This is a genomic window from Amycolatopsis thailandensis (assembly GCF_002234405.1).
GTDB classification, from domain to species: Bacteria; Actinomycetota; Actinomycetes; order Mycobacteriales; family Pseudonocardiaceae; genus Amycolatopsis; species Amycolatopsis thailandensis.
Genome location: NZ_NMQT01000003.1, coordinates 51,527 through 63,314, shown reverse-complemented (window position 1 = coordinate 63,314; position 11,788 = coordinate 51,527). Strand labels below are relative to the sequence as shown.

Here is an 11,788-nt window from a genome sequence, read left to right as displayed (position 1 = left end):
GTCGAGGATCGCCTTCGCCGGGATCCCCGCCCCGAGCATGGCCACCGCTTCGGCCCCCGCCGAGGTCCCGATCAGGACCTCCGCCTCGCGTGGGTCCCAGCCCGCCCGGATGTGCAGCGCGTCGAGGACCGCGGCTGTCCAGGCGAACCCCAGGGTCCCGCCGCAGCCGAGCACCAGCGCTCTCGCGGAATGACGTGTCATTTCCGGAACGGTATGTCATTTGAACGCCCGGGGCAATAAGCTGACGGAATGACGACGGAGACCCCGGTCAGCAGGGCCGCACGGAAGAAGCAAGAACTAAGGCGCGAGATCGTGGAGACCGCGTTCGACTGCTTCGCCGAACGCGGCTACCACGCGACCGGTATCGCCGACATCGCCGCCCGGCTGGGCATCGGGCACGGCACGTTCTACCGGTACTTCCAGAACAAGCGGGACATCGTCGACCACGTGATCACGGACCTGGTCGAGAAGGTGGTCGCCGCGCTGGCCGCGGACAACGCGCCGGACGCGGTCAACAGCCTGGCCGAATACCGCAGGCAGAGCGCCCGGATCGGCGACGCGCTCGCCCGGATCTTCGGCGGCGACCCGCGGATGGCCCGGTTCCTCCTGCTCGAAGCGGCGGGCATCGACGCCGAGATGCGGGAACGGGTGCTGGACTTCTACGAGACCGCCGCCGAACTGACCGCGGGCTATCTCCACCACGGCGTCCGGCTCGGATATCTGCACGAGGACCTGGACGTGGACTCCACCGCCCGCGCGATCAACGGCATGATCCTCGCGTCGATACTTTCGGAACTGCGCGATCCGTCACCGGAACGGCAGGCGGCGATGAGTCGAGCGGTCCGCCGCGTCATGTACGACGGTATCGCGGCGCCCAGCTGAAGACCGGCCGGCCGGTCCGGTGTACGCACACCAGCCGACGGGGTCCGGGCCGTGCTGGTGGACAAGGACCATGGAACCGCTTCCGGGAGCGCGGGGCTAGGGGCGGAAACGCACAACCGCACCGACGAAAACGAACCTCAAGGTCTGCGCAGGGTCTGACTGGGCGATTCGCCGAAGGCCGCTCGATACTGCGCGCTGAACCGGCTGCCGTCCAGGAAGCCCCATTTCGCCGCGACACTGGTGACCGTCGTGCCTTCGACGGCATTTCCGAGTTCCGCCCGGGCCCGGTCCAGCCGGACCTGACGCAGATACGCCATCGGGGTGGTGTCCAGATGCCGCCGGAACGCCAGTTGCAGGGCGCGCACCGAGACCCGGCAGGCACGGGCGATGTCGGCGACCCCGAGGTCCAGATCCGGATTCGCCTCCAGGAAAGCGATCCCGCGGCGCACGGTGTCCGGGACGGCGTCCCGGCGGTCGCACGGGTACTCCTCGCCGGTGCCCGCGGTGAAGGTGTCCAGGGCCATGGCCGCCACCAGCCGTCCCGCCGCGCCGAGCACCAGCGGACCGTTCTCCTGCTCCGGTCCGGCGAACAACCCGGTGACGTATTCGACCGTCCTGTGCCATCGCCGCGCCTTCTCCTGGCTCACCGGCTCATAGCTCAACCGCTCGATCGCCCCGCCGTCCTGCGCCGGGTCGGCCCCCGTGATCAGCGACAGATCGAGACCGGTGATCTGCAGCCGCGCGCCGTGCAGCCGCGTCCGGTAGTCCTGACCGGGGTGCGGGCCGACGAACACGTCGCCGGGACCGAACCTGCGGTCGCTGAGACCGTCGTCGATCTCCAGCACCCCGTCCAGCACCCGCAGCAGCACCATCCTGCCCAGCGGCTGGACCGCGACCTCCGTGGTGAGAGTGTTGTGCAGGAAGTCGAAATGCACGTCCCCGAGGTCACAGCGGTTGTGCTCGAAACGATAGTTTTCGACGGTTCCCCGTACTAGCAGCCGGTTGTCGCGATAGGCCACGGCGATCAGCGCCCGTGCCTGCTCCGGATCGGTGGTCTTGAACTGCGTCACCAAGGGTTCGCGCATCGGGCCACGCCTCCTTTCCGTTCACCGTAACGAAAAGTTCACCCGCCGGAACGCTACCGCCACTCGGCGGGCACTACCAGACCGCATCGGCGTCATCCGGCTGGTCGGAATGGCTGACCCGCCCGGTCCAGGATGGCCCTGGCGCGCAGCTCGACCGGCCTGTCCACCAGCTGACCGTCCATCACGGCCACCGAACCGTCACCCACGAGCGCGGCCACTCCCCTCGCCCACTCGACTTCGCTCGCCGACGGCGCCAGTTCCCGAGCGGCGACGGGCACCTGGCGCGGGTGCACGCAGAGTTTTCCGGTGAAGCCCAAGATCTTGGCGTGGCCGAGGTCCGCGGTGAGCGCGGCCTCGTCGTCGAGCGCCGTGGTGACGCCGTCGATCGGCGCCGCCCGGCCCGCGGCCGCCGCGGCGACGACGAGCGCGGATCGCGCGTACCGCAACGCTTCGTGCGACCGATGGTCGACGCCGAGCTGCGCGGCCAGGTCGACGCTGCCGAAAGCCGGCCGTACCACCGCGTCCGCACCGCAGACCGCCACCGCTTCGGCGATCCCGGCCGCAGTTTCGACCAGCGGAAGGATTCCCACGCCGGGCAGCCGCCCGGCGAGGGCGTCGATCTCGGCCCGGTCTTCGGCCTTGGGCGGCATCACCGCGAGCGCGGGGCCGACACTCGCTACATCCTCGTGGTACCAAGGGGTTCCGGCGGCGTTGATACGGACGACCGCCTGATGCCCTTCCGCCAGCCACGCCCGGACGTGCTCGCGCGCGGCCTCCTTCAGGTCGGGAGCGACGGCGTCTTCCAGGTCGAGGATCACGACGTCGGCACCACTGGCCTCGGCCTTGGCGAACCGGTCCGGCCGGTGCCCGGGGACGAACAGGAACGTCTTCGCACTGACGAGGAGCTCACTCATCGGCGCACCGTTCCGGTGGCGGTCCGACGTCCGTGGCGGTCCCGGACCGTGGTGACGGTCTCGCCCTCTGCCGCTTCGGCACGGACCACCAGGCCCTGATGGTCGAACAGCGGTGAGACGAGGCGGTAGTCGAAGGCCAGCTCCCCGCCGATCCCCTGCCGCCGCGCGGCTTCGGCCATGGCGAGCGCCTGCAACGGCCCGTGGGTGAGCAACCCCGGGTAGCCCTCGACGTCCCGCGCGTAGTCGTGGTCGTAGTGGATGCGATGCGCGTTGTAGGTCAGCGCCGAGAAGCGGAACAGCAGCGTCGGCGAGACGTCGATCGCCCACTCACCGTCGGCCACCGGCACCTCCGGCTCCTCGGTGGCCATCTCGGCCCGTCCGGAAGCCGCGTCGCGGTAGACCAGGTCCTGCTCCTCGTCGACAACGACCTGGCCGTCCTGGATGACCTTGTGCCCGGTGACGACGAAGGTCAGCCGCCCGGTGCGCCCCTGTTTCTCTTGCACGGAAAGCACTTCCGTACGCCGGGTGGCGGGCAGGCCGCATCGCAGCGGTCCGCACGTCCGCACTCGGCCGCCCGCCCACATCCGGCGGCGTCCCGGCTCCGGTGGCGCGGGGATCGTGGCGCGCAGCGGATGCCCGTCCGGCCCCAGATCCGCCTGCGCGGGCCGGTCCAGCAGGTAGAACCAGTGCCACAGCAGAGGCAGGCCGTCGCGGTCCAGATCCGGCATCTCGACGTCGAGCAGGGAGCTCAGCGCCTCCGCCGGGCCGGGCTGCAAGACCTCGGTGACCTCCTTCACGGCCGGACCTCCTCGCCGGGACCGAATTCGGCCCGGATCGCCTCGTTGTGCGCGCCCAGTGCGGGCACCGGCCCCATCACCGGCTCGCGGCCGGCCACCTCGACCGGCGGGAGCAGTGCCTCCAGCGGCCCGGCCGGGGTTTCCACCGCGCGCCACCGGTTTCGCGCGGCCAGCTGAGGATGCCGGGTGAACTGTTCGGGTGTCCGCAGCCGGGCGTTGGCGATCCCGGCGCGCTCCAGCAGGTCTCCGACCTCGTCGGCGGTCAGGCCGGTGAAGGTCGTCTCCAGGATCGCGGTCAGCTCGTCGTCGTTGGCGACGCGGTCGTCGTTGGTCCGGAAACGCGGATCTTCGACGAGTTCGGGACGTGCCAGAACGTCTCGGCAGAGCACGACCCATTCCCGTTCGCTTTGGACGCTCAGGAAGATCTTGTCGTCGCCGGTGCGGTACGGACCGTACGGCGAGATCGACGGATGCGCCGCGGCCGTACGCCGCGGCGGTTCCTGGCCGTAGCGGGAGAAATAGGCGGGCTGGCTCATCCATTCGCCGAGCGAATCGATCATCGCGACGTGCAGGCTCGCGCCCTCGCCCGTGCGCTCGCGGTCGTACAGCGCGGTGAGGATGCCGGTGTAGGCGTACATCCCGGTGGCGATGTCGGCGATCGAGATCCCCGCCTTGGCCGGGGTCTCGGGGGTTCCGGTGGACATGACGAGCCCGGTTTCGCACTGAACCAGCAGGTCGTAGGCTTTCTTCGTCCGATATGGACCTTCGGGGCCGTAGCCCGAGATCGAGCAGTGGATCAGTTCCGGACGCTCCGCGCGCAATGTCCCGGCGTCCAGTCCGAGCCGTTCCACCGCCCCGGGCACGAGGTTCTGCACGAAGACGTCGGCCCGGCCGATCATCGCGCCGAGCAGTTCCCGGTCGGCCGGATCCTTGATGTCGAGTTCGACGCTTTCCTTGCCCCGGTTGAGCCAGACGAAGTAACTCGATTGCCCGTGGACGGTCCGGTCGTAGTCACGGGCGAAGTCGCCGGCGCCGCGACGTTCGATCTTGATGACCCGCGCGCCGAGGTCGGCGAGCTGGCGTGACGCGAACGGCGCGGCGACGGCCTGCTCCAGCGCGACGACGGTGATTCCCTCGAGTGGTTGGCGCATACTGCCTTCCTCGCTGTTCAGGACGGGATGCGGTGCCGTTCGACCAGCTGGCGCGCGATCACGCCGCGCTGGATCTCGTTGGTGCCCTCACCGACGATCATCAAGGGCGCGTCACGGAAGTACCGCTCGACGTCGAACTCGGTCGAGTAGCCGTAGCCGCCGTGGATCCGGACGGCGTCGAGCGCGATCTCCATCGCGGTCTCGGAGGCGAACAGTTTCGCCATCCCCGCCTCCAGGTCCGCGCGCTCGCCCGAGTCGTAACGCCGCGCCGCGTGATGCGTCAGCTGCCGCGCGGCCTCGAGCTTGGTCGCCATGTCCGCAAGATAGTTGCCGATCGACTGATGCTGCCAGATCGGCTTGCCGAAACTCTCCCGTTCCTGGGCGTAGCGCAGGGAATCCTCCAGTGCGGCGCGGCCGACGCCGAGTGCCCGGCAGGCGACCTGGATCCGGCCGATCTCCAGTCCCCGCATCATCTGGGCGAAGCCGCGTCCCTCCTCTCCGCCGAGGAGAGCCGTGGCCGGGGCGCGGAAGTCGTCGAAGGACAGCTCACAGCTCTCGACACCCTTGTAGCCGAGTTTGGGCAGATCCCGCGAGACCTCGAAACCGGGTCCCTTCTCCACCAGCAGGACGGAGATCCCCTTGTGCGCCGGTTCGGCGGCGGGGTCGGTCTTGCAGAGCAACGCGACCAGCTGGGACCGGCGCGCGTTGGTGATCCACGTCTTGCCGCCGTTGACGACGTACTCGTCGCCTTCTCGCCGCGCCGTGGTGCGGAGGGCTTGCAGGTCCGAGCCGCCGCCGGGTTCGGTGAGCGCCATCGTCGCGCGGATCTCGCCCGTCGCCATCTTCGGCAGGTAGGCGTCCTTCTGTTCCTGAGTGCCATACGTAGCCAGGAGCTTCGCGACGACGGTGTGCCCGCCCATCGCGCCGGCGAGACTCATCCAGCCGCGTGCGAGCTCCTCGGTCACCGACGCGTAGCACTGGGCGGAGACCTGGGTCTCGCCCCAGGGCTCGGGCACGGCCAGCCCGAAGACGCCCATCGCCTTCATCTGGTCGATGAGGTTCTCCGGGTAGGTGTTCGCGTGGTCGAGCTCCCGGGCGACGGGCCGGACCTCGCGATCCACGAATTCGGCCACGAGCGCGACGATGGCGGTCTCTTCCTCGGTCATGCGATTATCATGAGTGATGATGACCAGGTAAGTGAAATACCTAATGGTGATAGCCGCATACCGGACCGCGATGAGCAGGGGACGACAGTGGACTTCAAGCAGCTCAAAGCGTTGGTGACGGTCGCCGAAGTCGGCAGCGTGACCCGCGCGGCCGAGCTGCTGCACCTGGTCCAGCCCGCGGTCACCCGGCAGATCCGCACCCTGGAACAGGAACTCGGGGTGCCGCTGTTCGAGCGGACCCGTCACGGCATGCGCCCGACCGAGGCCGGCGCGACGCTGGTCGAACGCGCCCGCCGGGCCCTCACCGAACTCGACAGGGCCCGGGCCGAGCTGGCCCCGAAACCCGGGGTGGTCACCGGGATCGTCACGGTCGGGCTGCTGGAAAGCGCCGCCGAGCGGCTCGCCGCGCCGCTCACGACGGCCGTGCTGCGCGACCATCCGGGGATCGAACTGCGGCTGCTCACCGCGTACTCGGGGCATCTTCAGCGGTGGATCGACGACGGCGACGTCGATCTGAGCCTGCTCTACAACCTGACCAGCACGCCGTCGCTCAACGTCCGCCCGCTGGTCCGCGAACGACTTTGGGCTGTCGCTCCGCCTTCGGCCGGGTTGGATCCCACCCGGCCGGTCCCGTTCGCGGAGGTGGCGGCACATCCGCTGGTCATGCCGTCCGAGGGGCACGCGCTGCGCACTCTCATCGACGGCGCGGCCCGCGAGGCGGGCGCCGAGGCCGAGGTCACCGTGCAGACCAACTCGATGACGTTGCAGAAACGCCTGGTGCTCGGCGGGCACGGCTGGACGATCCTGCCCGGCATCGGCATCGCGGCGGACGTCGCCGACGGCGCCCTGAGCGCGGCTCCGGTATGCGAACCGGAGGTTTGGCGCACCGTCGTCCTCGGCATGCCGCGGACCGCGCGGGTCACGCCCGCCGTCGACGCCGTCGCACGGGCGTTGGTCCAGCAGATCCACCGGACCGTGCGCGAGGGCGAATGGCCCTCGGCCCGGCTCTGGGACGACCGGACAGGAGAAGAATGACCACGCTCCCCCGCACTGGCCACGCCGTCGCCGCCGACGGCACCCGGCTGGCCTACCAGTGGCAGGGCACCGGCAGGCCGCTCGTGCTGCTGGCCGGGCAGGCGAACGACCACACCTGGTGGGACCGCACGCGCGGGGATTTCCCGAGCACGATCACCATGGACTATCGCGGCACCGGAGCCAGTGACGCGCCGGATTCTCCTTATTCCACAACGGGTTTCGCTGAGGACGTGATCGCTGTCCTCGACGAGCTCGACGTCGCCGAAGCCGACGTCTACGGAACCTCGATGGGCGGCCGGGTCGCGCAGTGGGTCGCCGCGAGGCATCCCGGCCGGGTGCGACGGCTCGTCCTCGGCTGCACCTCGCCGGGCGGCGAACACGGTGTCGAGCGGTCGAACGACGTGCGGCTGGCGCTGGCCCGGCGGTCCTCTGTGGAGGCACGGGAAACCTTGGAAGACCTGATGTACACCCCTGCCTGGCGAGCGGCGAATCCAGGGCCGTATCGAGTGCTGGGAGCGCGCGGGATGCCGCCGCACGCGGTGCGCGGGCATCTCGTCGCGAGTAATAACCATGACGCCTGGGACGTGCTTCCGGAGATCTCCGCCCCTACCCTGGTTCTCCACGGCGACGACGATCTGCTGGCGCCCCCGGCGAACGCGCCCCTGCTGACTGAGCGGATTCCGGACGCGCGCATGCATCTCTTCGCCGAGGCGCGGCACGCCTACTTCGACGAGTGCCGCCCCGAGGCGAGCGACCTGGTGAGCGACTTCCTGGGGTAGGTCCCGAGCTCCATGCCGACCGGGTATGTGTCCATCGCGGATTTCTATTTCTCAACCGCAGGGATCACAGCTCATGATGGTCGGCATCCCGGAGCGCAGGAGCTTCCCTTGCCGCACAAGAAATCCGGCGTCGTGGCGAACGTGGTCCGCGGCTGTCTCGGCAACCTGGTCGAGTGGTACGACTGGTTCGTCTACGCCTCGTTCAGCATCTACTTCGCGGCGAGTTTCTTCCCCGAGGGAAATCAGACGGCGCAGCTGCTGTCCACGGCCGTCGTGTTCGCGGTCGGCTTCCTGATGCGGCCGCTCGGCGGCTGGCTCCTGGGCCTCTACGCGGACAGGTTCGGCAGGCGGGCCGCGCTGACGCTGTCCGTGACGCTGATGAGCTTCGGTTCGCTGGCCATCGCCATCACGCCCGGCTATTCGTCGATCGGCCTTCTCGCGCCCGTGATCCTCGTGGTCGCCAGGCTCGCGCAAGGCCTCTCCGTCGGCGGCGAGTTCGGTTCGAGCGCGACGTACCTCTCCGAGATCGCCACTCCGGGACGACGCGGGTTCTACTCGAGCTTCCAGTACGTCTCGATCACCGTCGGCCAGCTCGCGGCCCTACTGGTGATGATCGTGATGCAGTCGCTGCTGACCGAGGCGCAGATGTACGCGTGGGGCTGGCGGATCCCGTTCGTGCTCGGCGCGATCGCCGGACTCGTGGTCAGGTATCTCCGCCGCAGCATGATGGAGTCGGAACACTTCCAGCGCTCCTCGCCTTCCCGCGGCGGGCTGCGGGTCCTGCTGCGCTCGCATCGCCGCCAGGTCCTCGCCGTGCTCGGTCTCGCCATCGGCGGGACGGTCGCGTTCTACACCTTCACCAGTTATCTCCAGAAGTACATGGTGAACACGGCGGGAATCCCCAAGCCGACCGCCTCGCTCATCGGTTTCGCCGCCCTGTTCCTGTTCATCTTCATGCAACCCGTCGCCGGCGCCCTTTCCGACCGCTTCGGCCGCCGCCCGGTCATGTTCGGCTTCTCCGTCGGCGGCATGCTCCTGACCGTGCCGATCATGACGCTCGTGGGCAGGACCGGGAACCCGTGGATCGCCTTCCTGCTCATGATCACGGCGCTGGTGTTCCTCAGCGGCTACACGGCTCTTTCGGCGATCATCAAGGCGGAAATGTTCCCCACCAACGTCCGCGCCCTGGGCGTCGGCCTTCCGCACGCCCTGGCGACCGCTGTCTTCGGCGGGCTCTCGGAGCCGATCGCTTTGGCGCTCAAGCAGGCTGGGCACGAGAGCGTGTTCTTCTGGTGGGTCACCGGGTGTATCGCGCTGACCTTCGTGGCGACTTTGGTGGTGCGGGAACCTTCGCGGGACTCCTCCCTGGAGGTTTCCGCTTCGCCTGCTCGTGATTCTGTTGCGGGGTGAGGTTCTTTCGGGGTTGGGCCGTGGTCGATTTTCGGCGACAAGTTCGCGTTTGGGTCGGTGCGGGGCGGGGTCCCGTTGGAGAGGCGAGCGGATTTGTGCTCACGTGGCCGATTTTCGGCAACGGCCCTGAACGGAGGCGGTTCGACGGCCGGGGCCGCCTCATGGCCAAGCCAGGATCTCCTTGCGAAACCTGCGCCTACGAACCCGTGGTCGATTTTCGGCGACAGATTCACGGCTGGGCCGTTGCGCGGAAGGTGTCCATGCGGTTGCTGTCAACCGGTGCGAGTGGTCAGGTCTGCTCGGTCAGCTTGCGGGTGAGGCCGTCCAGGCGGACGGTGAGTTCTTCGGGGCCGGCAAGGTCGTAATGAACGCAGGTTTCCGATCTCGAGTTCGACTTCGCCGCTGGTCCAGATGACGAACCAGCCCACCATGTCGCCGGTCTCGCAGACAACCCAGGCCGCTCTCTTCTCGTATTCAGAGCCAAGAGTGAGCTGCCATCGAATCGAGGTGGCTTCCCACTTCGGCGCGTAGGTATGGACGGCCGCGACGAACTGGGCGAGGTCGAGCTTGATCACCTGCCGATGCTATGCCGCCGCGGCTGTGATTGGGCGCGCGATTGGATGTCTTGCTACGGAGTATGGCGGCAGGACGTCGCGGGGGCGGACCAGCGCGGCCTCGCGTATGGACAGAGATGGCGTGGTCGTCCATCGGTAACGGCTTCACGACGACGAGGTGCTGCACCGTGGGCGTGTGCGGGGTGGTGACGGTCAACGTGCCACCGGATGCGAGGTGGCCGATCCAGCCAGGTTCGTCCTTAACCGATGACCGCGACGGCACGGCAAGGGAGCAGGCAGGAGTCTCGTTGCCCGGAGGGGTTTCTGTGGAGGCCTGCTCCATTGGAGACGGCGTGGCCGATTTTCGGCGACGAAGGCGGATGGGTCGCTGTGGCTTGGTGCGCGTAAGGCGTAGGCGAAGCCGCGTCTCCGTGGCCGATTTTCGGCGACGGGCTCAGAACGGCGGCTCGTCTTCCGCGGACACTGTCGGGCAACGTGCGTGCAGGGGTGGTGACGGTCAACGTGCCACCGGGCGCGAGGCGGCCGACCCAGCCAGGTTCGTCCTTGACCGATGACCGCGACAGCACAGCGAGGGACGCAGGCAGGACTCTCGTTGCCCGGCGAGGGTTTCCTGTGGAGGCCTGCCCCATTGGAGGGGCCGTGGCCGATTTTCGGCGACAAAGGCGGGTGGGTCGCCGCGGCTTGGTGCACGTGAGGCGTGGGCGAAGCCGTGTCTCCGTGGTCGTTTTTCGGCGACGGGCTCAGAATGGTGGTGGTTCGTCGTCCGGGGACACTGCCGGGCGGGGTTCGTGCAGGGGTGGTGGTTCGCTGGTGTGGCGCTGCCCGGTCGGGGTGGTGACGGTCAACGTCCCATCAGAGGTGAGGTGATAGATCCAGCCGGGTTCGTCCTTCAGCCGGTGATCACGGCGGCACAGCGCGGCGAGGTCGGCGGCGCTGGTGTGACCACCGAACTGCCACGGCACGGAATGGTCGAGATCGCAGGCCTGCGCGACACGGTGGCAACCGGGTCTTCGGCATTCCCGGTCCCGCACCCGCACGAACTCGCCGAGACCGGCGGTCGGCCGGTACCGCTCCCGGCCCAGATCCAGCACCTGCCCGGACAACGGATCGGTGATGATCCGCCGCAACACCGTATCCGCCCCGGTGGCGATCTCCCGCGCCAGCGACGCCGGAATATCCCCATGCCCCGCCAACTCCGCCGGATCCTCATTCAGACCGAGATAGGTGGCCAAGTCCAGATAAAGGAACACCTCCGCCCGCTCCCCAGTGCCGCCCTGCCCGCCCAGCAAAAGATCCAACGCCACATCGGCACGCAACTGATCCAAAGTCCGCGTCTCGCCACCGGCCCGTAACGCCCGGGCCTCCCGATCGATCCGCGTGTAGGCGGCGGTCACCTTTTCGACGGGGCCGTCCTCGACCTCGATCGACGCCACCCCGCTCTCACCCTGCCGCACCAACAGACGACGCCCGGCACGGTGCCGCTCGACACGACGAGAGGCGCCGTCGCGGTCGGCCATTATCGCCGCATGGTTCGCCGCTTTCCGGATCTGCTCGGAGTTCCGGTCCGGTAACCGGTCCTCCAGCACCGCGTCCACCGCGCGGGCGTCCTCATCCGACAGCCAGGCGGTGGCTGTCGCGACTTTCATCGCCCCGTAACCGCCTACCTTCCCCTGGTCCAGCAACCCCAGCGTGCGAGGCAGGCGGGTGGTCAGCGCTTGGGCGGTGGAGACCAGGCCGGCGGCATGTCCGTCCACAATGTACAAAGCGAGAGCGACCTCCTGCGCCACGCTCGACGCCCCACCACGATGACGGCTCAACTGCCCCAAAGCGCGAAACCGAACGGCCTCCAACCGTGCGATCCCCTCCGACGCCGCCACCGCGGCGGCCACGGCATCCTCGTCCCCCAACGTATCCAGCGAAGCATTGACCTCCTTCAAGACTTCCGAATCGGTGATTTCCTTGAGTAGCGCCACAGTGGCGTTGAGTGTGTCCAC

General features: G+C 68.6%; 11 protein-coding genes and 1 pseudogene. 4 read left to right on the top strand and 8 right to left on the bottom strand.

Annotated features, from left to right (window positions below):
• Positions 1-201: pseudogene (locus tag CFP71_RS00725) on the bottom strand (patatin-like phospholipase family protein); the annotation flags it as partial.
• 48 nt (positions 202-249) lie between these two features.
• Here CFP71_RS00725 and CFP71_RS00720 point away from each other — a divergent pair.
• Positions 250-882 carry a TetR/AcrR family transcriptional regulator gene (locus tag CFP71_RS00720; RefSeq protein WP_093931865.1) on the top strand — a complete coding sequence of 211 codons (633 nt, stop codon included), beginning with the start codon at positions 250-252 and terminating at the stop codon, positions 880-882.
• A gap of 137 nt (positions 883-1,019) precedes the next feature.
• Here the strand turns inward: CFP71_RS00720 and CFP71_RS00715 are convergent, their stop codons facing one another.
• From CFP71_RS00715 to CFP71_RS00695, 5 genes are all read right to left on the bottom strand, one after another.
• Positions 1,020-1,967 carry a helix-turn-helix transcriptional regulator gene (locus tag CFP71_RS00715; protein WP_093931864.1) on the bottom strand — a complete coding sequence of 316 codons (948 nt, stop codon included), beginning with the start codon at positions 1,965-1,967 and terminating at the stop codon, positions 1,020-1,022.
• Positions 1,968-2,059: 92 nt separating this feature from the next.
• Positions 2,060-2,881, bottom strand: coding sequence for an HpcH/HpaI aldolase/citrate lyase family protein (locus tag CFP71_RS00710; protein ID WP_093931863.1), 822 nt, complete (start codon positions 2,879-2,881; stop codon positions 2,060-2,062).
• A complete protein-coding gene (locus CFP71_RS00705) occupies positions 2,878-3,678 on the bottom strand; it encodes an HTD2 family dehydratase (RefSeq protein ID WP_093931862.1) in 801 nt (266 codons plus the stop codon). The genes CFP71_RS00710 and CFP71_RS00705 overlap by 4 nt, the downstream gene beginning before the upstream one ends.
• A complete protein-coding gene (locus CFP71_RS00700; protein ID WP_093931861.1) occupies positions 3,675-4,829 on the bottom strand; it encodes a CaiB/BaiF CoA transferase family protein in 1,155 nt (384 codons plus the stop codon). The genes CFP71_RS00705 and CFP71_RS00700 overlap by 4 nt, the downstream gene beginning before the upstream one ends.
• 17 nt (positions 4,830-4,846) lie before the next feature.
• Positions 4,847-5,995, bottom strand: a complete 1,149-nt coding sequence (locus CFP71_RS00695) for an acyl-CoA dehydrogenase family protein (protein ID WP_093931860.1) — start codon at positions 5,993-5,995, stop codon at positions 4,847-4,849.
• Positions 5,996-6,082: 87 nt separating this feature from the next.
• Here CFP71_RS00695 and CFP71_RS00690 point away from each other — a divergent pair, with 87 nt between their 5' ends.
• From CFP71_RS00690 to CFP71_RS00680, 3 genes are all read left to right on the top strand, one after another.
• Positions 6,083-7,030 (top strand): LysR family transcriptional regulator, encoded by a 948-nt coding sequence (locus CFP71_RS00690; protein WP_093931859.1) that lies wholly within the window; start codon positions 6,083-6,085, stop codon positions 7,028-7,030.
• A complete protein-coding gene (locus tag CFP71_RS00685) occupies positions 7,027-7,809 on the top strand; it encodes an alpha/beta fold hydrolase (RefSeq protein WP_093931858.1) in 783 nt (260 codons plus the stop codon). Before CFP71_RS00690 ends, CFP71_RS00685 begins: the two co-directional genes overlap by 4 nt.
• A gap of 108 nt (positions 7,810-7,917) precedes the next feature.
• Positions 7,918-9,219 carry an MFS transporter gene (locus tag CFP71_RS00680; protein ID WP_167405947.1) on the top strand — a complete coding sequence of 434 codons (1,302 nt, stop codon included), beginning with the start codon at positions 7,918-7,920 and terminating at the stop codon, positions 9,217-9,219.
• 272 nt (positions 9,220-9,491) lie between these two features.
• On the opposite strand, the gene CFP71_RS00675 is transcribed toward CFP71_RS00680, so the two are convergent.
• Both CFP71_RS00675 and CFP71_RS00670 read right to left on the bottom strand, forming a co-directional pair.
• Positions 9,492-9,794, bottom strand: coding sequence for a hypothetical protein (locus tag CFP71_RS00675; RefSeq protein WP_244199510.1), 303 nt, complete (start codon positions 9,792-9,794; stop codon positions 9,492-9,494).
• A 740-nt stretch (positions 9,795-10,534) separates the two neighbouring features.
• Positions 10,535-11,767 (bottom strand): HNH endonuclease signature motif containing protein, encoded by a 1,233-nt coding sequence (locus CFP71_RS00670; RefSeq protein WP_425266586.1) that lies wholly within the window; start codon positions 11,765-11,767, stop codon positions 10,535-10,537.
• Positions 11,768-11,788 lie beyond the last annotated feature (21 nt).

What these genes read in the sequence shown, in the direction of transcription:
- CFP71_RS00720 (WP_093931865.1), top strand. Translation starts at nt 250, where the DNA reads ATGACGACGGAGACCCCGGTCAGCAGGGCCGCACGGAAGAAGCAAGAA.
- CFP71_RS00715 (WP_093931864.1), bottom strand. Translation starts at nt 1,967, where the DNA reads ATGCGCGAACCCTTGGTGACGCAGTTCAAGACCACCGATCCGGAGCAG.
- CFP71_RS00710 (WP_093931863.1), bottom strand. Translation starts at nt 2,881, where the DNA reads ATGAGTGAGCTCCTCGTCAGTGCGAAGACGTTCCTGTTCGTCCCCGGG.
- CFP71_RS00700 (WP_093931861.1), bottom strand. Translation starts at nt 4,829, where the DNA reads ATGCGCCAACCACTCGAGGGAATCACCGTCGTCGCGCTGGAGCAGGCC.
- CFP71_RS00695 (WP_093931860.1), bottom strand. Translation starts at nt 5,995, where the DNA reads ATGACCGAGGAAGAGACCGCCATCGTCGCGCTCGTGGCCGAATTCGTG.
- CFP71_RS00685 (WP_093931858.1), top strand. Translation starts at nt 7,027, where the DNA reads ATGACCACGCTCCCCCGCACTGGCCACGCCGTCGCCGCCGACGGCACC.